Source organism: Bacillus sp. 1A (genome assembly GCF_052682215.1).
The window spans coordinates 3,999,954-4,026,886 of the sequence record NZ_JBQYLZ010000001.1 but is presented as its reverse complement, the minus strand read 5'-3'; the positions used below and the strand labels follow the sequence as shown (position 1 = coordinate 4,026,886).

24 protein-coding genes, 3 pseudogenes and 1 other annotated feature are annotated in these 26,933 nt (G+C 31.5%); of the genes and pseudogenes, 22 read left to right on the top strand and 5 right to left on the bottom strand.

What is annotated here, in order from left to right:
* Nucleotides 1–12: 12 nt before the first annotated feature.
* On the bottom strand, nt 13–939 hold the full coding sequence (locus ACUN0F_RS20585; protein ID WP_445540838.1) for a phosphotransferase enzyme family protein: 927 nt from the start codon (nt 937–939) through the stop codon (nt 13–15).
* 350 nt (nt 940–1,289) lie between these two features.
* Here ACUN0F_RS20585 and ACUN0F_RS20580 point away from each other — a divergent pair, with 350 nt between their 5' ends.
* Nucleotides 1,290–2,384 carry a helix-turn-helix domain-containing protein gene (locus ACUN0F_RS20580; protein ID WP_264461593.1) on the top strand — a complete coding sequence of 365 codons (1,095 nt, stop codon included), beginning with the start codon at nt 1,290–1,292 and terminating at the stop codon, nt 2,382–2,384.
* Between the two features lie 14 nt (nt 2,385–2,398).
* Here ACUN0F_RS20580 and ACUN0F_RS20575 read toward each other — a convergent pair whose 3' ends face one another.
* Nucleotides 2,399–4,090, bottom strand: a complete 1,692-nt coding sequence (locus tag ACUN0F_RS20575; RefSeq protein ID WP_445540046.1) for a M3 family oligoendopeptidase — start codon at nt 4,088–4,090, stop codon at nt 2,399–2,401.
* A 176-nt stretch (nt 4,091–4,266) separates the two neighbouring features.
* On the opposite strand from ACUN0F_RS20575, the gene ACUN0F_RS20570 reads away from it, so the two are divergent.
* The 10 genes and pseudogenes from ACUN0F_RS20570 (at nt 4,267) to ACUN0F_RS20525 (ending at nt 12,519) form a co-directional block, all read left to right on the top strand.
* A complete protein-coding gene (locus ACUN0F_RS20570) occupies nt 4,267–5,637 on the top strand; it encodes an aminotransferase-like domain-containing protein (RefSeq protein WP_445540045.1) in 1,371 nt (456 codons plus the stop codon).
* A gap of 20 nt (nt 5,638–5,657) precedes the next feature.
* A pseudogene (locus tag ACUN0F_RS20565) lies at nt 5,658–5,747 on the top strand (carboxypeptidase regulatory-like domain-containing protein); the annotation flags it as partial.
* A pseudogene (locus ACUN0F_RS20560) lies at nt 5,747–6,061 on the top strand (helix-turn-helix domain-containing protein); the annotation flags it as partial. The pseudogenes ACUN0F_RS20565 and ACUN0F_RS20560, both read left to right, overlap by 1 nt.
* Before the next feature lie 63 nt (nt 6,062–6,124).
* Nucleotides 6,125–7,087, top strand: a complete 963-nt coding sequence (locus ACUN0F_RS20555; protein WP_445540044.1) for a helix-turn-helix transcriptional regulator — start codon at nt 6,125–6,127, stop codon at nt 7,085–7,087.
* A 74-nt stretch (nt 7,088–7,161) separates the two neighbouring features.
* Complete coding sequence (locus ACUN0F_RS20550; protein WP_445540043.1) at nt 7,162–7,794, top strand: type 1 glutamine amidotransferase family protein; 633 nt, start codon at nt 7,162–7,164, stop codon at nt 7,792–7,794.
* 368 nt (nt 7,795–8,162) lie between these two features.
* Nucleotides 8,163–8,366 (top strand): hypothetical protein, encoded by a 204-nt coding sequence (locus ACUN0F_RS20545; protein ID WP_000538966.1) that lies wholly within the window; start codon nt 8,163–8,165, stop codon nt 8,364–8,366.
* Nucleotides 8,367–8,856: 490 nt separating this feature from the next.
* Nucleotides 8,857–9,024 carry a hypothetical protein gene (locus tag ACUN0F_RS20540; protein WP_087985878.1) on the top strand — a complete coding sequence of 56 codons (168 nt, stop codon included), beginning with the start codon at nt 8,857–8,859 and terminating at the stop codon, nt 9,022–9,024.
* A 214-nt stretch (nt 9,025–9,238) separates the two neighbouring features.
* Nucleotides 9,239–9,736, top strand: coding sequence for a DUF421 domain-containing protein (locus ACUN0F_RS20535; RefSeq protein ID WP_264461590.1), 498 nt, complete (start codon nt 9,239–9,241; stop codon nt 9,734–9,736).
* Nucleotides 9,737–9,974: 238 nt separating this feature from the next.
* Entirely contained in the window at nt 9,975–10,604 is a 630-nt protein-coding gene (locus ACUN0F_RS20530; protein ID WP_088610241.1) for a class I SAM-dependent methyltransferase, read from the top strand.
* Nucleotides 10,605–11,040: 436 nt separating this feature from the next.
* Nucleotides 11,041–12,519, top strand: a complete 1,479-nt coding sequence (locus ACUN0F_RS20525) for a UDP-N-acetylmuramoyl-L-alanyl-D-glutamate--2,6-diaminopimelate ligase (protein WP_445540042.1) — start codon at nt 11,041–11,043, stop codon at nt 12,517–12,519.
* A 154-nt stretch (nt 12,520–12,673) separates the two neighbouring features.
* On the opposite strand, the gene ACUN0F_RS20520 is transcribed toward ACUN0F_RS20525, so the two are convergent.
* Nucleotides 12,674–13,375, bottom strand: a complete 702-nt coding sequence (locus tag ACUN0F_RS20520; protein WP_445540041.1) for a class I SAM-dependent methyltransferase — start codon at nt 13,373–13,375, stop codon at nt 12,674–12,676.
* A gap of 231 nt (nt 13,376–13,606) precedes the next feature.
* On the opposite strand from ACUN0F_RS20520, the gene ACUN0F_RS20515 reads away from it, so the two are divergent.
* Nucleotides 13,607–13,777 (top strand): DUF2197 domain-containing protein, encoded by a 171-nt coding sequence (locus ACUN0F_RS20515; RefSeq protein ID WP_000551050.1) that lies wholly within the window; start codon nt 13,607–13,609, stop codon nt 13,775–13,777.
* 66 nt (nt 13,778–13,843) lie between these two features.
* Nucleotides 13,844–14,100: a binding site (T-box leader), on the top strand.
* A gap of 83 nt (nt 14,101–14,183) precedes the next feature.
* Nucleotides 14,184–15,737, top strand: a complete 1,554-nt coding sequence (gene lysS, locus ACUN0F_RS20510; protein ID WP_445540040.1) for a lysine--tRNA ligase — start codon at nt 14,184–14,186, stop codon at nt 15,735–15,737.
* Nucleotides 15,738–15,792: 55 nt separating this feature from the next.
* Here lysS and ACUN0F_RS20505 read toward each other — a convergent pair whose 3' ends face one another.
* Entirely contained in the window at nt 15,793–16,221 is a 429-nt protein-coding gene (locus tag ACUN0F_RS20505) for a cell wall hydrolase (RefSeq protein WP_445540039.1), read from the bottom strand.
* Between the two features lie 156 nt (nt 16,222–16,377).
* On the opposite strand from ACUN0F_RS20505, the gene ACUN0F_RS20500 reads away from it, so the two are divergent.
* From ACUN0F_RS20500 to ACUN0F_RS20490, 3 genes are all read left to right on the top strand, one after another.
* A complete protein-coding gene (locus ACUN0F_RS20500) occupies nt 16,378–17,292 on the top strand; it encodes an acetamidase/formamidase family protein (RefSeq protein ID WP_445540038.1) in 915 nt (304 codons plus the stop codon).
* A 126-nt stretch (nt 17,293–17,418) separates the two neighbouring features.
* A complete protein-coding gene (locus ACUN0F_RS20495) occupies nt 17,419–18,126 on the top strand; it encodes a response regulator (RefSeq protein WP_445540037.1) in 708 nt (235 codons plus the stop codon).
* Nucleotides 18,123–19,106, top strand: coding sequence for a sensor histidine kinase (locus ACUN0F_RS20490; RefSeq protein WP_445540036.1), 984 nt, complete (start codon nt 18,123–18,125; stop codon nt 19,104–19,106). Before ACUN0F_RS20495 ends, ACUN0F_RS20490 begins: the two co-directional genes overlap by 4 nt.
* A gap of 401 nt (nt 19,107–19,507) precedes the next feature.
* On the opposite strand, the gene ACUN0F_RS20485 is transcribed toward ACUN0F_RS20490, so the two are convergent.
* A complete protein-coding gene (locus tag ACUN0F_RS20485; protein ID WP_445540035.1) occupies nt 19,508–20,134 on the bottom strand; it encodes a DUF6518 family protein in 627 nt (208 codons plus the stop codon).
* 191 nt (nt 20,135–20,325) lie between these two features.
* Between ACUN0F_RS20485 and ACUN0F_RS20480 the strand changes: the two are divergent.
* The 6 genes and pseudogenes from ACUN0F_RS20480 to ACUN0F_RS20455 all read left to right on the top strand — a co-directional run.
* Nucleotides 20,326–20,496, top strand: a pseudogene (locus tag ACUN0F_RS20480) (LysR family transcriptional regulator); the annotation flags it as partial.
* Between the two features lie 482 nt (nt 20,497–20,978).
* Nucleotides 20,979–22,607 carry a ribosomal protection-like ABC-F family protein gene (gene abc-f / locus ACUN0F_RS20475; protein ID WP_445540034.1) on the top strand — a complete coding sequence of 543 codons (1,629 nt, stop codon included), beginning with the start codon at nt 20,979–20,981 and terminating at the stop codon, nt 22,605–22,607.
* Between the two features lie 20 nt (nt 22,608–22,627).
* Entirely contained in the window at nt 22,628–23,221 is a 594-nt protein-coding gene (locus ACUN0F_RS20470) for a GNAT family N-acetyltransferase (RefSeq protein ID WP_445540033.1), read from the top strand.
* Nucleotides 23,222–23,494: 273 nt separating this feature from the next.
* On the top strand, nt 23,495–24,265 hold the full coding sequence (locus ACUN0F_RS20465; protein WP_445540032.1) for an ABC transporter ATP-binding protein: 771 nt from the start codon (nt 23,495–23,497) through the stop codon (nt 24,263–24,265).
* On the top strand, nt 24,240–26,174 hold the full coding sequence (locus ACUN0F_RS20460; RefSeq protein WP_215563342.1) for an ABC transporter permease: 1,935 nt from the start codon (nt 24,240–24,242) through the stop codon (nt 26,172–26,174). Before ACUN0F_RS20465 ends, ACUN0F_RS20460 begins: the two co-directional genes overlap by 26 nt.
* Nucleotides 26,175–26,242: 68 nt before the next feature.
* Nucleotides 26,243–26,914 (top strand): lipoprotein BA_5634 family protein, encoded by a 672-nt coding sequence (locus ACUN0F_RS20455; RefSeq protein ID WP_264461580.1) that lies wholly within the window; start codon nt 26,243–26,245, stop codon nt 26,912–26,914.
* Nucleotides 26,915–26,933: the final 19 nt, after the last annotated feature.

Here is a 26,933-nt window from a genome sequence, read left to right as displayed (position 1 = left end):
ACAACAGCATTTTTAAACATTGATATAGGTATATTTATTTTCGATCTTCATCCTATAAAGGTTCATTATTCGTACTTGGTCCTCAGTTAATTCTTCTTTATCCCAATACATATGCATTAAGCTATATTCAAAAAGCTCCTTTAATTTTATAAACAATGGAAACCTGTCTATCATCTCTTTTGGTAGTTCATTTTCCTCTTGATACCCGGCAAATAGTGCTTTTGTAATAGAATGTTCATAGTCTGCTATATTCCCATTTCCAGCAAATGAATATTCTATCGCACTATAAATAGGAACGACTAAATCAAATATGTAAAAATGTTTTTCACAGTCTTGAAAATCAATCATTGTTAAGTTTGAATTGTTTTCAACTAAAATGTTTTCTAACCATAAATCACCGTGAATTAAGCCGTAATTTGAAGTGGATTTTTGTAGCTTTTTTATAGAAGTTAAAACGTCAGATGCAATTTCTCTTATAGTAGTTTCTTCTTTAGGGATATACTTAAGAAATTTATACTCTTCATTTTCATACCAATCGTTTATATGTTTAACCGGTTTAGTCTTTTCAAAGCTTTTAGAAATACGATGTAATTTTCCAATTTGTTTACCAAGCTTTCTAAATATATTAGAATTCCATTCGTACCTTGGTAAATGTATGCCAGGCGCAGCTTTATATAATACAGCAAAAATCTCCTTGTCTAATGTTAACTTTTCTACTAAATTCTCATTAAGAGAAGGTATTATTGGAGGAAATGCTAAACCATTTTCATATAAAAAGTTCGTATATGCAACTTCTTCTAATTGTTCTTCATATTTTTTGTAGTTTGTAATTCTAATGAAGTATGAACCTAGTTCTGTAAGACATTGATACATTGCATTCGTTATAGGTTTAATGTTAATAAAATTTAATGGATATCGTTCATTTATTAATTGGAGTATTTCTTTTTCTAGCTCGTTCGTTGTAGCGTCCTTTCCAAACTTATATTTGTTAACTAGAGAACTAAAAGAATCTTAATTTACAAAATTCGTGTTTAATAGTTGAAATCCTTTAAAATAAAATATGATGTAAATTGACTTTTAAAAAGTGGTAAGGTGTATCCATCATACTAATTAACGCTAAATTGAAAAGTTAATAGAATGTATCAAAAAATAAGATAGCTAAAAAAATAAAATTAATACTTACATATAAATTTTGAAAATCTTAGAGAATGGCTCATGTTATAAAACACAAGAAATATCAAAAGAAAGAAACGAACCTCTTTTATTATTATAAATAAGGAGTGAAGGAAATGAATGAACATATACAGAAGATGATTGATTGGATTGAGAGCAATTTAAAAGAAGGATTTTCATTAAATGAATTATCGCGTTATATGGGTTATTCTCCGTATTACTGTTCTTTTAGATTTCACCAAGTAACAGGCATTAGTATTAGGCGCTATATTCTTTTAAGAAGACTGTATTTATCTACGGAGGATTTGAAGAATGATAGAAAGATAATAGATATTGCATTAGATTATGATTATTCTTCGCAAGAGGCTTATAGTAGAGCTTTCAAAAATGTTTTTGGAATGAATCCAAGAGAATATCAACTTAACAACATGCCTATTCAATCATTTGTTAAACTCAATATAAATAAAGAAGGGGAGTTTAAAATGAATATTTCTAGAAAATTTGAGGTTGAGCAGTTACGTAGCAATAATAATGAGTTGTTTGATAAAGATGTATTAAACATATTGAATGGTCAAATGATGTATGAAGAATTTAAAGCTGAAAAGCTAATGGGTGAGTCTGATTACGCTCCATTTAACGAAGCAATGTGTGTAAACACGGCTACTATACGAGTTTTTAATGAAGAGTTTATTAATATAAGAGCAGAAGGACACAACAGTTCAGTAGAAAGTTATACAAAAAAGGTTATAGATCCGTTAGAAAATCTTTTTACAAAAAAGTATAAATGTACTGTTTTATGGTTCGGTGAAGATATGTTTTGCCAAATGAATCTACTTACTTTACTTTCATACCTTGAACAGTCTTGCTATGAAGGGAAAGTATACTTAAATAACTTCAGAGAAGATGAATTTAAAGTAAATCAAATTGAACTTGAATTGGGGAATTATTCTTCTATATACAATGAAGTATTAGTAAACCATAAAAAAACATCCTATAAAGTACCACCTGTAATGTATCAGGCTATAGACTTATATTTAGAAATGCTAAAAGAAGATAATATCGTAATGAAATTCATCTCTAAAAATCAAGGTTTATCAAATCATGAATTATTAATAAAGTTGTTTCAAATTTTTCCAACAATCGGATATGGTGATTCTCAGTACATAGAATTAATAAATAAAATAAAGAAGAAAGCTGAACCTAAAATATAGGAACAGCTTCCTTCTTATAATTGTTTAAGTGACTCTAATTCGCCCTCTACAAATAACATTAGTTCTTTAATTGTTTCGCCAGAAAAATCAAAACGAATGCCAGCCGCTTCATATATTTCCGGTAAAGATTTAGAGCTACCTAATGATAAAGCTTTTTTATAATTTTCTATTGCTTGTTTAGGGTTTTCTTTATATTGTTTATACATTTGTAGTGCACCAAGTTGTGCGATAGCGTATTCGATGTAATAGAATGGTAATTCAAATATGTGTAGTACAGGTAACCAGCTAGTTGCAATCCAATTTTCATACCCTTCAATATTTACGACGTTCGATTGGTATGTTTTATGTAATTCTAAATACTTTTCATTTCTTTCTTTAGCAGTATGATTAGGATTTTCATACATCCAATGTTGAAATTGATCAACGATAAGCATTTGTGGTAAGTACTTAACAATATCTTTAAAGAAATCTAATTTTGCTTTTATAAATTCTTCTGTATTCTCATAAAATGTATCCCAATACTCCATCGAAAATAATTCCATTGTCATGCTAGCAAGCTCAGCTGATTCGGAAGGGATTTCTAAATATTTTTGTAGCTCTAGTTGCTTCATACATTCATTATGAATACTATGGCCCATTTCATGGAGGAAAGTAGTAACGTCATAATGTGTATGATTGAGATTCATGAAGATAAAAGATAGTTGCGAAGCAGGTAAGTGTTCGCAAAATCCTCCAGGTCCTTTTCCTTTATGACTTTCTAAATCTAAGCAATTATTTTTATGCATACGGTCCAGTAATGTTGCAAATTCAGGGTCTAGTTTGTGTAAAACATGAGAACTTTTTTCGATTAAATCACTCGCGTCTTCGATTGGTTTTAATGCTTTTTGATTTGGTGTGGTTGCTTTTAGATCCCATGGACGAAGACTATCCACTTGAAGTTCAGATTTTTTCTCATTAAATATTTTATCGATAAGTGGTACTACGTATTTACGAATAGATTCAGCAAGCTCATAGCAATCTTCTGCTGTATAATCAAAACGTTCATGTTTTTTAAACATATAATCACGATAATTATCTAATTGAATGTTTTGCGCCTTTTGATGACGGATTGCGATTAATTCATTTAATATATTTTGTAATGTATCTTCAACAGATAAAAATGTTTCAGAAATGAGCGTTTTTGCTTTTTTTCGTATATGACGATCCGGATCTTGTAAGTAAGACTGTAGTTCAGTAATTGTTTTTTCTTCACCGTCCCATAGCGCGGTTAAACCACCGGTAATTTCGAAGTATTCGGTTACTAGTTTGTCTTCTCTTACTTCTAAATCAATGTTCTTTTCAAAAAATAAAGTCTGCGCATTCTTTATTTTTTTATCTAGTAAGCTATACGTTTTTGAATCAAGTTCCATTCGAAAAGGAGACTCTAAATATTTATTATCAAATGAATTTTGATAACGTTTCAAAAGAGGTCGTACATATTGTTGATCATATTCAAAAGTATCTTTTATTTTTTTATTATCTGTATTACATTGAAAGGCGATATAGTGCGATCTTAATTGTTCTTCAATTTCCCAAATGACTGTAGATTGTTTTTTTAACCAGTTTTCAAGCTCTAGTTTTGAAGAAATCTCTTCATTTAATAAAGTAGAAAGAGTCTTTTCTAATTCTAGAACGTTACTAATATCAATTGTATTTAAGCGCTGCATAACATATCCCTCACTTTTTATTTATTCATGGAGATATTCTACTTATTAATTGTAATTTCCTTGTTAAAAGAAGGAAATGTGAAATAATGTTAAAATTTAAAGTAATAGATGGAATGTATTTCTGTTTGCTTAAGAATGAGGAAACTTTTTAAGTCCTTGCATAAGGGAGTGAAATAATGTATAAGTATTTACATATTTTTAACGATATAGAAAACATGATTCAACATGGAGTGATAAAAGAAGGAAAGAAATTACCGTCTATACGATCGCTTGTTACGCAATATGAATGCAATAAGGCGACAGTAATACGGGCACTACATGAATTAGAAAAGCGTCATATTATTTATCCCATCCCTCAAAGTGGATACTACGTTGTTCGAAAATCAGGGAGTTTGGTAGAAAATGACGAGATAATTGATTTTGCTTCTTCAGCACCAGATCCAGATGTTTTTCCATATTTAGATTTTCAACATTGTATTAATAAAGCTATTGATACATATAAAAATGACTTGTTTGTATATGGGACGCCGAAAGGTTTACCATCTTTAATTCCGGTTATTCAAAAACAACTGGCAAACTATCAAGTCTTCACTAAAGAAGAGAATATTTTTATAACGTCAGGTGTACAGCAGGCGCTAGCAATATTAACTTCTATACCATTTCCAAATGAAAGTGAAACGATATTAATTGAACAACCAACATATCATCTATATATTGAATATCTAGAAATAAACAAAATTCCTGTAATCGGTATTAAACGTACGAATGAAGGTATTGACTTAAATGAATTGGAACACATTTTTCGAACAGGTAAAATAAAATTCTTTTATACAATACCAAGATATCATCATCCACTTGGAACTTCTTACTCTAAAGATGAGAAAGAAAAAATCGTGCTACTGGCTAAGAAATATAATGTATTTATAGTGGAAGATGATTATTTAGCAGATTTAGAAATGGATTCAAAAGCAGATCCGTTATATAACTTGGATAATTGTAATCATGTAATATATTTAAAAAGTTATTCGAAGATTATTTTTCCAGGTTTACGGGTTGGAGTTGCGGTCATTCCGCCATCCATTGCAAATGATTTCCATAAATATAAAAAGATTTTAGATATTGATAGCCCTATGATATCCCAAGCTGCTTTAGAAATTTATATAAAGAGTGGAATGTTTGAACGTCATAAAAATAAAATTAAATCTTCCTATCACGATAGATCTAAAAAACTAGCAGAAACATTAGAAAGAACTCATAGTGAAAACCCGCTTTTATTCATATATAAAAAGCATAATACAATTGGAATCCATACTTGTTTAGAATTACAAAAAACGAGTATTTCCGAAATGTTTTTCCAAAGATTAAATGAAATGCAAATAAGTATTGATACTATTGATAAAAATTATATGAGAGGTTTTCCGAAAGAAAGACTATTAAAGTTAAACGTATCGAATGTAAAGGAAGAAAGGATTGAAGAAGGAATTCGTAAAGTAATTGAGGAAATCAAACAAGCGGAACGTCTAAATTTTCAATTTAAAAAAGAATAAAATGAATAAGAAGGTTTGTTTTGAGACGCAAAATAATTCTTTTGTTTGTGTGTAGCGCTATAATAATTGAAGATATTGTTGTTACTAAATATTGTAATAAAGATGATAAATAAAATCCTTAAAAGATACATGGCTAGATTTATCAGAAGATAATCCCTACAGCCAATTCTTAATTACGTTTATGGCGGGTGCAAACCCATTAGAACGTGATCTTATCCGTATGCGGCCGCGTGAAGGGATTGAACTGGCTAAGAAAGAAGGAAAGTTTAAAGGTCGGTTAAAGAAGTACCATAAAAATCATGCAGGAATGAATTATGCAGTAAAGCTTTATAAAGAGGTAGATATGATTGTAAATCAAATTTGTGAAATTATAAATGTGTTTATGGCCTCATTATATAGAAAGCTATCGGAAAGGAACAGTTGATGAGTTATACTAAAAATCAGAAATATATAATAGGGGATAAATTCCATAGAGAGGTGGAATTACATGCCTAAAATTGATAATATGTTAGCGATTCTATGGATGCTTCGCTCAGGTAAAAAAATTACTGCGAAACAAATTTCAGAAAAGTTAGAGATGAATATAAGGACTGTGTATCGTTATATTGATACAATTTCAACAAGTGGTGTACCTATAATTTCAGAACCAGGACATAACGGTGGATACACTTTATTGAACAATTTTATTGAGGCTCCTCTTTTTTTTGATTTTGAAGAGCAAACTTCACTATTTCACGCTGCTGTTTTTGCAGAAGAAGCCGGATATTATGGAGGTAAAGCATTAAATAGGGCCATTTCAAAACTAAGTAAATACTCAAATCAAGAGCAGGAAGCAAAGATAAACCAACATTTAAGTAGTCTAGAAGTAATCAGTCGATTTAGTTCACTCTCTATGGAACATTTTTTGAAGGAATTGGAGCAGGCCGTAACTGACGGGTACTCAATAAAAATCCTCTACTATAAAAGTGGCAAAAAGCAATTAAATTATAGATTGGTCGATCCGTACAGAATTATCTATTGGAATAATAAGTGGTATGTGATTGGATTTTGTCATCTTAGGAATGATATCCGTAGTTTTAGAGTAGATCGAATTGAAAGTTTAATGCTAACCGAAAATAAGTTTAACCGGCCAGAAAATTTTTCAGCACGTGACTTTTTTATAAAAAATCTTCTTCCAACTATAGAAGATAAAGAAGGAATTATTTCTTTGGTTATTAGTGGGGATAAAAGTGTATTGGCTGATATTTGCCAACATTGGTTTTTAGGACATTATTTACAAGAGCGGACTTCAAATCAAGCAGTTTTTCTTCTTGAAAAAGATATGATACATACATATGTACCTTATTTACTTTTACCGTACAATAAATCTATTAAAGTTATTGAGCCAATAAGTCTTAAGAAAAGACTTATTGAAGTACTGTCGGAATTAATAAAATTTCATGAAGTATGATAACTTCCCTGACGTTAACTGTCAGGGAAGTTATATTATAATATCCATATCAATTGTGATTGGAGTGATATGGGATGCAAACAAAAAAAGTTTTTCTATATGTATTTAATACAATGTCGGACTGGGAATATGGATATTTAATTACCGAACTAAACTCAGGAAGATATTTTAAAAAAGATTTAGTACCTTTAAAAGTAATTACAGTAGGAGCTAATAAAGAAATGATTACTACTATGGGGGGACTGAGCATAAAACCAGATATTTCCCTTGATGAATGTACTTTTGAGAGTAAAGATCTTTTAATTTTACCAGGAGGGACTACTTGGAGTGAAGAAATTCATCAGCCTATCTTGGAAAGAATTGGCCAAGCTTTAAAGTTTAGCACTATTGTTGCTGCAATTTGTGGTGCAACTGAGGCCCTTGCCAATATGGGATACTTAGATACTAGAAAGCATACAAGTAATAATTTAGAATACACTAAAATGGTATGTCCTAACTATAAAGGAGAAAAGTTCTATGAGTTGGGATCTGCGGTATCTGATGTGAATTTAGTTACTGCATCAGGAATAGCTCCTCTGGAATTTGCGATGGAAGTACTGAAAAAATTAGATGTATTTGCACCAGATACATTACATGCATGGTATAACCTAAATAAGACTCATAAACCTGAATACTTCTTCCAGTTAATGAATTCAATAAATAGATGAGCTAAAAAATTAACTTAGCAGATTTATATTTGTTTAAATAATTATCATGCTCTAGACAATGTCAAAGCATGGTTTTTGAATATAACTTAAAAATGGTTATGGAGTAATGAAAATTCCTTAACGTTGAAAATTCGTATTTTCCTGACGTTACCTCTATAAAAGGAAATATGATAGTAATCTTATATTGGAAGTGATAGAACTGAGTTATAAAAACTAGAAGAAAATTGTTACGTTAATACTTTTTAGAGCACTCAATTGTTGAGTGCTCATTTTGTTTAGGACATAATTGTTTTAAATGGAAATAAACTACCAATAGGTGATATCCTTAAGGTATAGTATTTACTTTGAATAGGAGGTTGATGGAGTCTATGGGGGTACGTATAGTGGATGATTTACAGCAATTATCATTGTTACTTATGTTTTTAAGTACATTTATATTTTACAGATACTTAAAGAAAGTGAAACGAGAGAGGAAATTGACTGGTTTTGAATGGACAATGTATTTTGTCACTCAATTTGCGACATTAATTTGGGCATTCACTTATTTTATTAAACACTTAGCTGAATCGTAATTTCTATTCATTTCAACTAGTTTACTGTTATCTATTAGGAATATAAGTATAGTCCGTATCTAAATCAATGACAACATCGTTCATGATGTATTCTCGTAGTAACTTTGGGATTCTTTCATAGTGGTACCGTACACAAAATAAGCTTAGAAGCTCTTCGTTAGATAACTCTTCATTTTTAACATTTATATACAGGACGCATTCAATGTTTTAAGGAATTAAGTCAAGGAATAATTACTCCTTTAAAAGTATTTGTCTCATATGAATAATGAACAAAACGAACAGATACTTGTCACATAGCCTACATATGTTTCGAGACTAATATGATAACAGAGCGCGGAGTAACATGTACGAGAATTTTTTTATAGGTACATCGGGTATGTAAACCAGGCAGGGGTTTTGCTTTTTCATTATGTATAAAAAGTATATTATCTTTCTTAATGTACATATTAAGTAAAGTATTTAATATCATGTACATAAAAGGCGGGGTAATATGGATGAAAATAAGAAAAATGAAGAATTGATTAAATTTAAGAAACAATGGTTTAATGAAGATAATCAACCAGTAGCTGGTATAGAGTTAGCTTTACCGCCCGATATAGGCAGCATGTTAGACTTGAAATCAGTTGATGATGAAAGTGGAGAAAGTAATAATGAATAAGTTTAATCTATACGCATCCATTTGGGTGCTTTTGTTTTTTTTGACAATAGAAGATGGATTATCAAATCCTTATTGAAAAAAGATTGATCTAAATAGATCCATTTTTTATATATGTAACTTTTAATTTTCACAAAAAAGTTTAATTAAAGTTCATTTAGAATGCTATATAAAATGGGAATGCTAATAACATTTACCATTAAAGGATTGGGCTATTATGCATATTATTTTTGAAAGTATTATTTTAATTTTTACTGGGATTCTTGCATTAAAAATGACGGGTAGTAAATCTGTTAGCCAAATGACGAGAGCTGAAATCATTATAGTAGTATCAATAGCACGTATTATTGTAGAGCCTGTATTAAGTAGGAAAGTAGTCCCATCTATATTTGCAGCTGTAATATTTGCAAGCGTACTTCTTATCATTCATTTCTTTGAACTGAAATCAAGGAAGGCGGAACAACTCCTAAATGGGAGTAGCTTTGTAATTGTTGAAAACGGAGAGATTATTAAAGCGAACTTGATGAAGGCAAAAATGTCTGAACAACAACTTTATATGCAATTAAGAGAAAAAGGAATTCATGATTTAAAGAGTTTGCAGCAAGTTACAGCTGAGCCGAATGGACGTATTGGTTATCAATTAATAGAGAAAGCTCAACCGATAACTTTAGAAATGTTAGAAAAAATATTAGATCAGCACAATACAAAAAGATAATTTCTCCTGAGAAAAGCTAATACCACAACAAAAGTATTGGCTTTTTTATTTTTCTACAAAAACATATGGGTTGATAAAAAAGAGTGAGTTTTACACCAATCTTTAAAATAGATATAGGCTTATTATTATGCTATATTCAATGGAGCTATAGTGACTGTGGTGAAAAAAGCAGCTTTAAAATGAATATGGCTTTCATCTGATATTAAACATGAGATAAGAATAAGGAGATAGAAATATAATGGAATTTTGGGAATCAAGCTTTATTGAGAAGCAAACGATGTGGGGGTTTGAACCTACAGAATCTGCAATTTTGACAAAAGATTTTTTTGTGGAAAACAATGTTAAAGACATATTAGTTCCGGGTATTGGATATGGGAGAAACGCAAAGGTATTTATCGAAAATGGTATAAATGTAACAGGCATTGAAATTTCGAAAACAGCGATCGATTTAGCAAGAGAAAACGGACTAGAAGATGTTAGTATGTATCACGGTTCGGTAAACAAAATGCCTTTTGATAATAAACTATATGATGGGATATTTAGTCATGCACTTCTTCATTTGTTGAATGAGCAGGAAAGAGAGAAATTTATTAAAGATTGTTATAATCAGTTAAAACCAGGCAGATATATGGTTTTTACAACAGTTTCAAAAAAAGCTCCAATGTATGGAAAAGGAAAACAGTTGGAGCAAGACTATTATGAGATAATGGAAGGCGTAAACATGTTCTTCTATGATTCTGAATCTATAAAACAAGATTTTAATAAATATGGATTAGTACAAGTTTCGGAAATTGATGAACCAAACAAGAACATGACAAATAAACCTTCAATCAATTTCTTAATGATAAAATGCAAGAAAGAACTATAAATAAAGTGAAACTTTAATCAGTGGGGGGGGTTCTCCATCCCCCACTGATTATTAGTTGAACCAATCGGACTTTAATGGGCAGTTGATCCCCCACCTAACTTCTTTGCTTTCGCTGAATTTTGAGGTGGGGGTCTTACTGCCCATTAAAGCGGGATAAAAGTTATTAACAATTACTAAAGATGTTTATATATTGATTATGCACAAATAAAAAGGACAAGCATATAATATAATTACCTATTAACTTTAAGTAACCTTAACTTTCTTTAATAGGGTATCTCAAAATCCCCTAAAAGAGTACTTGCGGAAACAAGTGCTCTTTTATTTTTTTGTTTATTAAAGATGATTATATTGCGTTCAACTAATATGGAATTTAAAACCATAAACTTTGAATAAAATGGTAAAATTAATAGGAGGATGTATAAAGGGGGACGGGGATTTGAAACTTAAAGAACTGGCGAATTTATTTTTGATTAAAGAAATCGTTGGGGATATGGATGTAGAAATTACGGGATTAGAAATGGATTCTAGAAAAATAACTAGTGGAAATCTATTTATATGTGTATCAGGTATTGATGGTTTTCTTGAAGATCGGCATCAATTTGTTGAAGATGCAGTAAAAAATGGCGCTGTGGCGTTAATTGTAGAAAGAGATGTAAATATTGAAATACCTAAAATAATTGTTAATGATGCACGATACGCTATGGCAGTTATTGCGTCACATTTCTATGGTTACCCGTCTAATAAAATGAAGCTAATTGGAATTACAGGAACAAATGGTAAAACAACCACTTCCTATTTACTTGAAAAAATTTTAACTGATTATGGATTTCAAACAGGGCTTATGGGGAATAACGGAGTGAAAGTTGGTTCGAAATGGTATCCTACTGATATTAATACACAAGAACCTCCAACGCTTCAACGGAATTTGCAAATGATGAAAAATCAAAATGTAGATTATTGTGTTATGGAAGTTACTTCACAAGGGTTACATATGGAGAGAGTTAAAGGATGTAACTTTAAAACTGCTGTTTTCACAAATTTAACGCAAGATCATTTGGATTATCACGGAACATTTCAGGAATATAAGCACGTAAAAGGTCTTCTTTTTTCAAGATTAGGAAATGATTTTTCTACTATAGATCAAAAAATTGCTATTTTGAATGCAGATGATCCATCGGTAGAATACTTTAAAAAAGTTACTTCTGCTGAAGTGATCACATATGGGATACATAATGGAGCAGATGTTCAAGCGAAGAGCATAACTTTAAGTTCAAAAGGAATTCAGTTTTTAGTTTCTTCCTTTAATGGAGAAATAGAAATCAATCTAAATCTAGTAGGCCGCTTTAATGTCTATAATGCATTAGCAGCAATAACAGCTGCATTGGTTGAAGGTATTCCGCTTACAAACATTAGTGACAGCTTATGTAACTTAAAGAGCATTGAAGGTAGAATGGAAATTATAGACGAAAACCAAGATTTCCTTGTAATAGTGGACTACGCTCATACACCGGATGCGTTAGAAAATGTCCTCTCTACAATTAGCGAGTTTTCAAAAGGTAAAATCATTACTGTTTTAGGTTGCGGTGGAGATAGAGACGCAAAAAAACGATCTATAATGGGTGGAATTGCTGGAAGTTATAGCGATTTTGTTTTTATTACTTCTGACAATCCACGTTCGGAAGACCCGAAGGCAATAATTAAAGATATTGAAAAAGGATTTTCACAGAATAATAATTTGAATTATAAAATAGAAGTAGATCGTGAACTAGCTATAAATCATGCAATACACATGGCATCTACTAATGATATTGTTTTGATTGCAGGGAAGGGGCATGAAACGTATCAAATTTTAAAAGATTCAACTATTCATTTTGATGATAAAGAAAAAGCTCGACAAGCAATTATTAATAAATGAATGAATTCAATTAATAGCTAAATAGTATTTCTAATAAAAATAATGTTTTAAATGAAGTTAAAACTAATAACGAAGCAAATTTCTAAGTATTTACAATTGAAAGGTAAGGGTGTTTCTATGAATATATGAGGAAAAAACCTTACCTTTTATAGTTTTATTTCTGAAAAACAAATGTTATAGCATTTGTTTTTAATTGAATGTGTCTTTCGTTTCGGACTATATTATAAGCTAATTCTTTTATTTCAATTTCTATTTCTTGCCATTCTTTATAAATGCTTTTTAATAGATGTAGCATATCTTCAGTGGGAAGATTAATTTCAATTAAAGCAACTAATTCTTCATTCGTATGTAAGTCAATTTCTTGTATGTTCGAGTTAATAATGAAACAATTGATACCACCAATCTTTGTCCCTTTTTTCATAGAATGGAGCACTTTTTTAAAATCTTCTTCTGATTGAACATGCTCTAAACTTGATACTGCAACGATATAATTATAAGTGTTAGGGGCAATATAGTAGTTTTCAATAGCTGCTTGTTCTGTTTTTATGACTTCAAATACATCATGTTCTTTGCTGTAAGTTTGTAATTTTGTTAAAGCGGAATCAAGTAAGTCCACACATGTAACAGTGCCGCTAGCATTTTTTATTTTTTGTGCAATTGGAATACTATTTCTACCAACGCCAGAGTCGAGGTCAAGTACTTGTAAGTTAGTTTGTCCTTCAAAGTAATCCATCAAGTCCAGAACTGTTTTAACCGGTTTATAAAGCCAAGAACCAGTTTCAAATAGTTTGTATTGTTCATAGCAAAGGTCATGATATTTCCTTTCTTCGTTTCTTATGTAATCGATACGGTTCATATAGTTTCAGCTCCAATATTTTCATTCCAACATGGTCCTTCAGCTAAACTTGCTTTAGCATCTAAAACCAATTCTATATTACTGATCAAGATGTTCACCTCAACTTATAAGATATTTATATAATTCGATAAGAATGAAGGTAAACCTTTTAGTCAGAGGATATTAAGATTTGTACTATAGAAAACTGATTTTCTTAAGTGATTAAAAAAATGTATAAACATGGAGAGGAAAATGCATATGATGTTTTATGAAATTGTTTGCTTTTCTTGCAAAAATGTATTTCGTGTTTACGAAGGTAGTGAAAAATATAAACGATTTAAAGAGAAACCGAAAGGAACATATTGTTGCGATGAGTGTAGCCACAAAATTCAATTAGAAGCGATAAAGCATTTATTTAGATAGAGTTTTTATTCGAAAAAGTTTGACAATAAAGGTGTTATAAATTATCATATGAAAAAACTAATATTTAAAATGGCATGGAAGAGAAGAGTAGTTAAGAAAGAATACGTACAGAGAGCTCTGGTAGCTGAGAAAGAGCGGTATACAGCTTGACGAAAAAAGGCTTGGAGCTGCGCAAGGAACTAATTTGTTTAGGGATGGTGCGACGGATTCTCCCGTTATAGAGATAGGGTATACGCATATTTTGCCGTACCTGAAGAGGTTAATATGGCGACATATTAACAAACTGAGGTGGTACCGCGAAGCTAATAACTCTCGTCCTCAAGATGAATAATCTTGGGGGTGGGAGTTTTTTTATTGCATAAAACTGAAAGTGTGAAAATAAAAAATCAATTGAGGTGAGTAATATATGTATTGGGCGTATGAAGTAGCACATGAATTAATAAGAAAACATCCAAATAAAGAAACTTTTGTTTGCGCATCTGGAATAAGTCCATCTGGTTCTATTCATATCGGGAACTTTCGCGAAATAATAACGACTTATTTCGTTGTAAGAGCACTTCAAGATTTAGGGAAAAAGACTCGTTTTATATTTTCATGGGATGATTATGATAGGTTTAGAAAAGTTCCTAAAAATATTGATCCATCTTTTGCAAAATATATTGGTATGCCATACAGTGATATTCCAGATCCATATGGTTGTCATAACTCTTATGCAGAGCATTTTGAAAAAGAGTTTGAGAAATCGCTTCAAGTATTTGGTATTGAAGTGGAATTCATATATCAACACGCTGAGTATAGAAGCGGAAAATATAATGAGAATATTTTAGAGGCTTTGTATAATAGAAAAGAAATATATGATATTTTAATGAGTTTTAAAACTGGGGAGTGTAGTGCAGAAGAGCGAGAGAGCTTTTATCCAGTTACATTATATTGTGAGAAATGCGGGAAAGATGCAACAACGATTACACATTTTGATGAAATATTAAAAACTGTACAGTATGAATGTATATGCAGAAATCAAAATGAATTATCGGTCTTAGATACAAATATAATGAAACTGAATTGGAAAATCGATTGGCCGATGAGATGGATGATAGAGGATGTTATTTTTGAACCGGGCGGAAGAGATCATTCATCAGAAACGGGTAGTTATAATGTGTCAAAGGAAATTGCAAGAAAAATATTTAATCGGGAAGCTCCTCATTACGTTGCGTATGATTTCATTGGAATAAAAGGCAATCATGAAAAAATGTCTAGTTCTTCAGGAAATAGTATTACACCTAGTGAGTTGTTAAAAGTGTATTTACCAGAAGTGATTCTGTTTATGTATGCAAGATATAGACCAAACGCAGCTTTTCATATCGGTCTGGATGAAGATGTGATTCGCAATTATACAGAATATGAACGATTAAAAGTTAGTTATGAGAATAAAACGATCAAAAATGAAGATTTATTTGATGCAATTAAACTCTCTAAAGTTGATAGCGGGTTTAAAGAGTATCCAAAGTTTAATCAAGTTGCTGGAACGTTACCGCTATTAAATTTTGATTCATCTATTTTACAAGGTATATTAGAAAAAATAGATAGGAATTATGCATTAGAGGATATGATAGCGATAAGCAAACGTGCAGAGTATTGGGTTAGAAACTTTCAAACTGAAAAATTAATTGCTGTAAATCAAGAGAGAAATAAAGAGTTTTACAACACATTAGATGAAAGACAGAAAGAATGGGTAGTAGAAGTTTGCAACATACTTCGTTCTAACGAAGATTACTCTAACTTAATGGAACAATTGTATTCGATTTGTCATCATGAAAATAAAAAAATAATGAAAGAAAATCAAAAACAATTATTTATTATTATATATAGGCTCGTTATAAATCAGTCTAGCGGCCCACGTATACCGTTATTAATACATGTAGTAGGCATTGAAAAATTCATCACATTATTAGATTTCTAAAAAATAAAGGAAACGCAAGTACTCATTCGTCTAAGTACTTGCGTTTCAAATTTTGCTATCGTGAATACATTTTCGGACATTCATCACCACGAGGTTCATAAAAACAATGACTTTTAAATTGCCCTGCAAACGGCTGACTATACCATTCAGGTGGACAAGCTCCAGTTGGACGAAAATACCAAAGAGCCCAACGTGCTGGCCAGCGCCATTCACCTTGTAAAACTTTTCTTGCGATGTCTTTTTCTGAATCACGCGCGCGTTGATAAAAATATCCGTATTGCACTGCTTCAAATCCGCCAGGGCTTTGATATACTGCATCACGTACAGTTCGAAGTTGTTTAAAATCTAAGCAATCACAAAATACACGATTTACTACTACGCAACCAACAAGTTGTTCACCTTGTCGACCTTCTCCTTCAGCTTCAGCACGAATTAAACGAGCTAGTAAATCAACATCGCTTTCGTTATATGGAATAAGGGGCATAGTGCTACCACCTTTCTTTACCTGTTATAGTAAAGAGTGTATGTATGAAAATAAGCTAGGTGCTTTTCTATATGTAAATTTATTAATTTTTCAAAGGAGCTTTTGTGAAAAAAGCTAATTAGTAATTGTAGACTAATATAAAAGGGGAGAGATAAAATGTATCGAATTCATAAAGACCATATTATTTACGCAATGTCACCAGAAAACAAAACATGTATGGAAGTAGAAATTGGGAGTCGTCTTGTATTTGAAACATATGATTGCTTTGAAAATCAAATTGATTCTGAAGATGTTGCGTTTCAAGAATTAGATTGGAACCGAATTAATCCAGCGACTGGACCTGTATATATCATTGGTGCAGAACCTGGTGATATTTTAGTCGTAACGATTGAAAAGATTGAAATTGCAGAGCAAGGTGTTTTAACTACAGGAGCGAATCTTGGCGTAATGGGTGAAGAGCTAAATGAAAATACAGTGAAAATTGTCCCGATACATAATGAGCATGTTTTGTTTTCAAATGAACTACAAATCCCAATTAATCCTATGATCGGTGTAATTGGTACTGCGCCGAAAGAAGAGAGCATTTCATGTGGCACACCGCATGATCACGGCGGGAATATGGATTGTAAAGAGATAAAAGAAGGGACAACGTTATTATTACCTGTAAATGTTCCTGGTGCTCTATTAGCATTAGGCGATTTACACGCAGCGATGGGTGATGGTGAAATTGGTGTTAGTGGAGTAGAGGTTGCTGGTGAGGTAACAGTAACAGTTCAAATAATAAAAGGAAAGAAATGGCCACTACCAATGGCGATCCAAAAAGAAAAACTTATGACGATTGCTTCAGAAAAATTGTTAGATGATGCAGCGAATCGCGCTGTACGTAATATGGTGACATTTTTACATGAAGAATTAGAAATGTCTAAAGCGGATGCAACACTTTTATTATCAGCTGCAGGTAATCTAAAAGTATGCCAAGTTGTGGACCCGCTTAAAACAGCGCGAATGGAACTAGATATGGACTATGTGGAGAAGCTAGGTTTTAATTTGAGTAAGTTTCATATTAAATAAGAATAATAGAAGAAGGATGCTGTTGTATAAAAGTATCCTTTTTTGATTTACGGATGATATAAAAACAGGTAGTATTTATTTTATATAATTGAATATAAGATTGTGGATCGAAAAAGGAGTAAACAAATGGTTAAAATTATGATTGTAGAAGACGATATGAAAATTGCAGAACTATTATCAACACATGTTGCGAAATACGGGTATGAAGGAATTATTGTATCGGATTTTCAAAATGTATTAGACATTTTTTTAGAAGAACAACCAGAGTTAGTTTTATTAGATATTAATTTACCGAGTTTTGATGGGTACTATTGGTGTCGTCAAATTCGTGGAGTTTCTACATGTCCGATACTATTTATTTCAGCCCGTGAAGGCACGATGGATCAAGTTATGGCACTAGAAAACGGTGGTGATGATTTCATTTCAAAGCCATTCCATTACGAAGTGGTAATGGCTAAAATTCGTAGTCATTTAAGACGTGCTTATGGAGATTATGCACCGAAAGTAGAAGAACGGATGGTTGAGCAACAAGGTCTTTGTTTATATCCTGAAAGGCTTGTATTGAAATTGCGTAATCAAGAGATTGATATAACGAGAAATGAAGCTATTTTATTAGAAATGTTAATGAAAAATTATCCACGTATTGTGAGTAGAGAAGTGTTGTTAAATAAATTATGGGATAGCGAATCTTATGTTGATGATAATACATTAAGTGTAAATACAACACGCGTGCGAAAAAAGTTAAAAACGTTACAGATTGAGGATCCGATTGAAACGATTCGTAGTGTTGGATATAGACTACATATTACTTGGGATACTGGTATGGAAAAATGATAAGATTGTTTATTCGTGATCATATACCACTTATTTGTTTTACAGCAATCCAACTACTATCTATATTTCTCGTATATTGGTTTGATGGACATAACCATATTGCAACGGCATTGTATGCAATGTTTTTAGGTGTCTTTTTTATGGTAGGCTATTTAGTATTTCGTTATTTTACTCATCGTACTTTCTATGAACGATTAGCAAATCCGATGCATTCTTTGGATGATTCTGTTCAAAAATCAGATTTTGCAGTTTTATCTACTGCACTTCAGGACTTACTTGAGGTGCAATATCGACATTATCAAAATCAGCTGCAAATACAAGAGAGAAAAAATAATGATCATTTAACCTTTATGAACCAGTGGATACATCAAATGAAAACACCTTTATCTGTAATAGAATTAATTACACAAGATGAAGTCGATCCGCGGTTTGAAAGTATTAATGAGGAAACAGATAGGCTAAAAAAGGGATTAGAGATGGCTCTATATGTCGCACGTTTAGAAGCATTTACGCAAGATTTTTATGTAGAAAGAGTACAACTACATAAAATAGTGAATGATTCTGTTCATGAACATAAACGCTTCTTTATCCGAAATTTTGTGTATCCAGAGCTTAAAATCGATAAAGACATTATTGTAGAAAGTGATGCGAAATGGTTACAATTTTTAATTGGACAAATACTATCGAATGCAATTAAATATTCTTCAGGTAGTAGAGAAAAGATTAAAGTGAAAGCTTGTAAGGAAGATAATAACGTTATACTTGAAATTGCCGATAATGGCGTAGGGATACCGAAGCAAGATTTACCAAGAGTATTTAAACCTTTCTTTACAGGGGAAAATGGTAGAGATTTTAAAGAGTCAACTGGAATGGGGCTATATCTTGTATATGAAATTACAAAACAATTAGGACATAGTGTAGAAATCCATTCAGAAGTTGGTAAAGGTACGGTTGTACGAATTATATTTTTTAATGTGTAAATAAGTGATTTAGGCTAAAGAACTTTGAAGATAAGTTTTTTAGCCTTATTTTATCCCGCTTTAATGGGCAGTAAGACCCCACTTCAAAATTCAGCGAAAGCAAAGAAGTTAGGTGGGGGATTAACTATCTATTAAGGTTTCACTTTATATCTAGTATATGAAATGGTAAAAGATCATATTAGTATGTATAATGACACACTAATAAATACGATTGTTAAATTAGAAGGATTTAATATAAAGCTGATGAATAGTTTTTGTAAGAAAAAAGCCATCTCTTTGAAAGAGACAGCTTCATGAATCCATCCTATGAATAAGTGTATCAACATTAATAAGTATAATGTTTGAATTCGTGATATGTATTATGGATTATAATAGAATGAGTCTTTTGTTTTTCCATGATATTAAGCAAACAAACTTAATAATTTATATCCAATTAATCCTAAAATAGTGATAGGAACCATCATTAAGAAAGAAGAAATTCGATTAGTATTAGAGCGTTCTAATACAAGAATCAAGATAATCCCGACTATCACTTCGGTATATCCAACAGGTAACATGTGACTATAGTCTTCAAAATGTAAAAGAATGTGAAGTCCATCTGTTACAAAAACTCCACTAATAAGCGCGCTTCCGAATTTATGAAGTGGATTTGTAGTATCTTTCCATAGAAAACCTGCAATTCCAAAGATAGTTCCTCCTATACATGCACATACAATCCATACAGATATAAAATAAATAGAGTGAGCTACATTTTTAATAACTATTGCATAACCATAGTAGCCTAATATCATGCCGAGTAGCGCAAGGATGCCAGAAAGTATAGCTGTACGTTTAGAATAACTAAAGCTAGCCACAAAAAAGGATGGAACTAACCAAACGCTTCCTAGATTAGCTAATGAATTCCAATGTCCTGGAAGTATACCTTGCCCTAATTTAGTTAGTATACCAACAATTATCCCTACTATAATCGGGATGAGAAAAATCCTTAAAAACATACTTAACTTTGTGATTTTTAATGTCCTGTCCATAAATTCAATCCTTACATTAATATTTTCTACAAACATATAATAGCTTATTACAGGGGAGTAATCAATAAAAATTTATCGAAAAACAATAAGTGATTATTGGATAACGAATAACATTTTCTTTTTATCCTTTTCGGCAAGAAGGCTCCATCTGATTTGTGTTACGGTTGAAACGAATGACAGGGGGGATTGTAATGGATATTCGTAAAAAGAAATATTTCATAACAGTGGCAGAAGAATTAAACTTTAGCCGTGCGGCAGAACGTCTTATGATGGCACAACCGCCTTTAAGTCAAGAAATTCGAAAGTTGGAAGAAGAATTAGGTGTTCAACTTCTTCACAGGACAAAAAGGATAATTTTATTATAAGAATTGAAATGTGGTATGTATAATATATAATTACTCTTAAATTTATATAATAATTATATAAGAGGGAGTGTTTAAAAGTTTATTACTAGGGAAATCTAAGGCAAGTAGTATAAACAAACGTAATTTGTGTTTGTTCTATATGTAGTTAAGAAATGATAATTAGACCTAGAAGAAAGCAATCTTTATTACAGCACATATAAGTGCATTTACTCATACAGTACTAGTATGGTACAATATGGTTACTAACGACGGAAAGGAATGATGGGTGGACGATGATTAACTAATCTTATTTTTAAATGTTGAAATGAAATAAATTTCAATTTCTAAAAAATAGGATTAGTCTGCCCAATTTCCATACAACGGTATTGCTATTTATGTTGCGCAATAGCTTATTTGGGTATAAATAATGTAATGACTAATCCTGCCAAATTTATTTGGGAGGATTTTTTTATTCTCCCTTAACGAAAGGGATCGGTATTATGAAAGAAATTTTAAAATTAAATGATGTTTATGTTGATATAAAGGAAAATACTTTGTTAGAGAAAATGAATGTGACAGTAAAACAGGGGGATGTTATCGGATTAATCGGTAAAAATGGTGCTGGTAAATCAACGTTACTTCAATTAATAAATGGTAAAATTGAGCCATCAAAAGGCATTGTTGAATGGCAGCAAATGAATATGACAACCGCATATGTAGAACAAGAAATAGAATCTTTTGTTAGTAACGATGTGATTGCAAAAGAAGCAGAACTTCTTGCGAAATGGGGCGTGCCAACGAACGATTTTCATATGTTAAGTGGTGGTGAAAAGCTGAAAGTTCGGTTAGCAAAAGGATTTGCCGAAAATCCTAATGTCTTAATATTAGACGAACCGACAAATCATTTAGATGAGATGAGTACGGAATTTCTCATTAAGCAAATTGAAAATATGAAAGGTACAGTTATCGTCGTATCGCATGATCGATACTTTTTAGATGTTGTCGCAACTAGAATATGGTCAATTGAGGATAAGAAATTAATTGACCATAGCGGGAATTATACGAGTTATATGAAAGCACGTGAGCATAAAAGAATGACGCAGCAGCGTGAATATGAAAAACAACAAAAGAAGATAGAACAAGTAGAAACTCATATAAAAGAATTAAGTTCATGGTCACAAAAGGCACATGCGCAGTCTACAAAACAAGAAGGAGTGAAGGAGTTTTATCGTGTAAAGGCGAAGCGAATGGACGCGCAAGTTAAATCGAAACGAAAACGTCTTGAAAAAGAGCTGGAGAAAACGAAAGTAGAACGTGTGAAAGAAGAGTATTCAGTTGAATTTTCTATTCAAGCGAGTAAAAAAGTAGGAAAACGTTTCTTAGAAGTAAAACAATTGCGGAAGGAATTTAATAATCGGACATTATTTGAAAACGTTAATTTTACAATTCAGCACGGTGAAAAGGTTGCGATTATTGGACCAAACGGTAGTGGGAAAACAACATTACTGAAGATGATTATGGGAGCGGAAACTGCTCAAGGAGAAATATGGATTTCACCATCTGCAAACATCGGTTATTTAACACAAGAAGTATTTGATTTACCACTTGATAAAACACCAGAAGATTTATTTTATAAAGAGACGTTTGAGGAGAGAGGAAAAGTCCAAAATTTAATGAAACATTTAGGATTTGAATCTTCCCAATGGAAAGAGCCGATTGAACATATGAGTATGGGGGAACGAGTGAAATGTAAGCTCATGGCTTATATTTTAGATGAAAAAGATGTACTCATTTTGGATGAGCCGACGAATCACCTTGATCTACCTTCGCGTGAACAGCTTGAAAATACATTGGCTGAGTATAACGGAACACTCGTTATCGTTTCTCACGATCGATATTTTCTGGAGAAAACAACTAACACAAAACTCGTGTTTATAAACAGTACGATACAAAAGCAGCTAGAAGAATCTATTAAAACAAGAGATGAAATTGAAGAACTACGTTTAACGTTAGAAACGGAGAGACAGGAAGTATTAGGGAAATTAAGCTTTTTAACTTCTAAAGACAAAGAATATAAAGCACTGGATGAACGGTTTATGGAACTTACGAAGCAGATTAAGGCTCTTTAATGTGAGTAAGGGGGATTAAGATGGGAGAAGAGAGTTTCACTAAGTTATTTAGAATAGATTGTGGATATATATACCTACAAGAGTTTACAGTCAAAGATGCAGAGAGTATTTATAAAATAGCAAATCAACCGGAAATAGAAAAGTTTTTACCAGACTGGAAATCAACGAAAGAACAAAGGGTTAATTGGGTTGTAAATTATGAAATACCTGAAAATAAAGCGTTTCTTAATGCAGTGAGAACTACGACTAACATAGATGATCACATATTAAGACTAGGAATATTTAAGAAAACCACAAATGAATTTATTGGATGGTGCTGCACAGGCATGAAAGATGAACTCCCTGCACCGAACAGAGAAATTATGTATGCTGTTTCAAGTGAATATTATAATAATGGTTATGCAACGAAAGCGACAAAAGGCTTGATAGGCTATTTGTTTGAAAATACAAATGTGGATGTCCTTAACGCAATTGCAGTAATAAACAACGCACCTTCAAATAAAGTTATTGAAAAATGCGGTTTTACTTATTTGAGTCAACAGACGATAGAAAATCAAATGTATAATCATTATGTATTGAGTAAATCCGAATGGATAAAAAAAAGTGCTCTTTAAAAGGAGTGACCATGCAATGCAAAAAAGCTTAGAGCTATAACTCTAAGCTTTTTGCATTTATATAATAAAGATTTGATATACAATTGTATTTTCTACCACTATACAATTATTATAAGATAGTTATGCGTTAATTTTAATTTGTAAATAGTGTTATTATCAGTTTTTTTAGAAATCTTACAAGCGTGTAAGATAAATGAAAGATGAATCAATATGAGCTATAAGAGAATTCATTTACACTCTATTGTGAGAAGTGCAAATGAAGGGAGAATAGAAATGGAAATTTTACATGCGAAAAATATTAGTAAAGTATATAAAGGGAAAATACCTTTTAAAGCATTAGTAGATATTGATTTATCAATTCAAGAAGGTGAATTTATAGGGATCATGGGTCCATCCGGTAGCGGGAAAACTACGCTATTAAATATGGTATCTACTATCGATTCTCCGTCTTCAGGAGAAATTTTAATAAATGGTACAAATCCTTTCCAGTTATCATCAGAAGATTTAGCTTTATTTCGTAGGAAACAATTAGGATTTGTTTTTCAATCATTTAATTTACTTAGCACACTTACAATAAAGGAAAATATCGTACTGCCGATGACTTTAGATGGTGTTGCTGTGCAAGAAATGAACAAACGAGTACAAGAAATCGCAGAGAAATTAAATATTACAGATATATTGAATAAAAGAACGTTTGAAATATCAGGAGGCCAAGCTCAAAGAACAGCAATTGCTCGTGCAATTGTTCATAAGCCGCAATTATTACTTGCAGACGAACCAACAGGGAATTTAGATTCTAAATCTTCAAATGATGTAATGGAGATGTTAGATACTCTAAATAAGGAGGCAAAAGCAACGATGATGTTAGTTACACATGATCCGTATGCAGCGAGTTTTTGCAGCCGAGTAATTTTTATTAAAGATGGTCAACTATATAACGAAATTTATCGTGGTGAAAGCAGGCAAGCATTTTATCAAAAGATTATGGATGTCCTTTCTTTGTTAGGAGGGAAAAGGCATGACTTTTCGTCAATTCGCATTTAATAATATTTTTCGTAATAAGCGTACATATGCTGCCCATTTTTTAAGTAGTGCATTTTCTATAATGATTTTCTTTACGTATGCTCTTTTATTATTCCATCCTGATTTACAGGGGGAGTTGAAATCGACAAGTAAAACAATAAGTACATTTGGTACATTAGGATTTGAAGTTTCTCAAGGTTTGATTTTTGTCTTTTCATTCTTCTTCATTCTATATTCAGTGAGTTCGTTTTTAAAAACGCGTAAGAAAGAATTTGGCATTTTAATGATGCAAGGTATGTCAATGAGACAGCTTAAGAAGTTATTGTTAATTGAAAATATGTTAATTGGACTTGGTTCAATTTGTGTAGGGGTTCTTATTGGACTTATATTTTCTAAACTAGTTTTATTAATAAGTGCCAGTGTATTAATGATTAGTAACGGCTTACCTTTTTATATGCCAGTAAAGGCGGTATTATTAACTGGCATCACGTTTCTATTCTTATTTTTAATTGTTTCGCTAGTTACTTTTAAAATGATAAAAGTAACAGAACTTGTGGAACTTATTCAAGCAGGGGAAAAGCCAAAGCCTGAACCGAAATCGTCAATTTTATTATCAATTTTTTCTTTATTTAGTATAGGATATGGCTATATTTTAGTATTTCGCTTTATCCCAAGTTATAGTTTTATTACGCTCGGAATGGGTGTGCTCCTAGTAATTATAGGAACGTACTTTTTATATACACAGTGTAGCGTTTATATATTGCATCTTGTGAAAAGGAGTGAATCTTTCTTTTTAAAGAGAACGAATATATTAACATTTTCAGAATTAATATACCGTATGAAAGATAATGCAACAATGTTTTTTATAGTATCTATTATTTCAGCAGTTGCTTTTACAGCAATTGGCACGACAGCAGCTCTTGGAAACAAAGATTTGGTAAGGATGACAAACCCGTATACATTTCTGTATACAGCTCCTGATAAAAATAAAATAACGGATAAACATCTCTCGATTATAAAAAAACATCTTGCTGATTCTAATATTCCATATCGAATGGCTTCCACTTCAGATATTTATACAGAAAGTAATGTAAATGTAATGAAGTTAAGTGAATATAACGAACTTGCGAGAGCACTCGGGTACCAACAAGAAACGATTGAAAAAGAAGATGAAATGTTATTAATCCCTGGAGTCGTATCACAAAAACAAGAGTTTAAAAATGGTGATTATAAAAAGAATATTGAAGTCATTCAAGGCGATTGGACAAAGACATTTCATGTGAAAAAAACTGTAGATAACTTAGTTTTGCCACACGATACGGAAGGGATTAATATTGCGATTCAAGATCATGTGTATGATGAAATTCCGCTTAATAGTAATCTAGATTTTGAAAATATTATTCAATATCGAACTTATGGATTTGTTGTAGATGATTGGATAAAAACAAAAGAGATTTCAAACCAATTAAGTGACATATTCGATCAAGATCCTAGAGACATACATTTTGAATTTAGAGCACTAACTATAGAGTTGTTAAGTGCAAAACAAACGAATGGGTTATTACTTATGGCAAGTGTTTTAGTTGGAATCGTCTTCTTTACTTTCGCTGCTAGTTTTATTTATTTCCGGTTATATACTGATTTGGACCGCGATCAGCAGCAATATAAGATGATTTCGAAAATGGGATTAAGTAAAAGAGAGTTGAAAAAAGTTGTAACAAGACAATTAGTATTAATGTTCTTCTTACCGATTATCGTTGCAGTGATTCATACTGTGGTCGCTTATATGGCATTACAACAATTAGTCGATTTTTCTATTATGAATAGCTCTATCATAATTTTAATTTCATTTATATGTATACAAGTTTTATATTTCTTTATCACTCGTTGGCGTTACTTACAAAAGCTTTATAAAACTATGGAACAGTAGAGAATATCAGCAAGTAAGATTGCAGAAAAGCATGTAAAAAAACAATTTGAGTTATGAAAGGAAATGTGATGAAAAAAACACTCTCTATTTTCATATTAAGTATATTAATTTTAATAAGTTTAAGTGCATGCTCTAAAAATGAAAACAGATTTCCAGCTAACGGCGTATTAATCATTGGAGATGAGAATCATACTTCAACAATTATGAATCGTTATAAGGAAAATACGAAAGAACATGAAGTTTTTTCGGTGAAAACAGGTAGATTTGACCAAAAAAGGGTTTTGATATTAAATGAATCTACTGCAAAAGCGATGATTAAAGCAAAAATTTTTCGTAAAAGAGATCATTCATCTCATTCTAAACCTTTAGATACGTTACCGAGTTTTCCAAAAGAAAGTTCACTATTATTTATAAATGAAGAAGAAAAGAATATAAAAAGTATTGAAATAGAAGGAAAAGTGATACCAGTTACATATGATAGTGATGCTTGGCTTGGTAATAATCGAAATTATGGAACACTATGGTATGTAATTGTGGCGAGCAATAGTGTATATAAAGAAATACAGGCAAATGAAACAAAAATGCAACTTCTTCATCTGAAAGAATCTTTAGGTGACGAAAAACCTAAAATGTCGACAGATAATACATTGACTAATGAATATGTAAAAGTAAGAAAGTTAATTAAAGATTTTGAGGAAGAAGTATCAGTTCAATTTGTCACGATTGGAGAAAAATCATAAAAAAGAGTTCAAGGTTGAT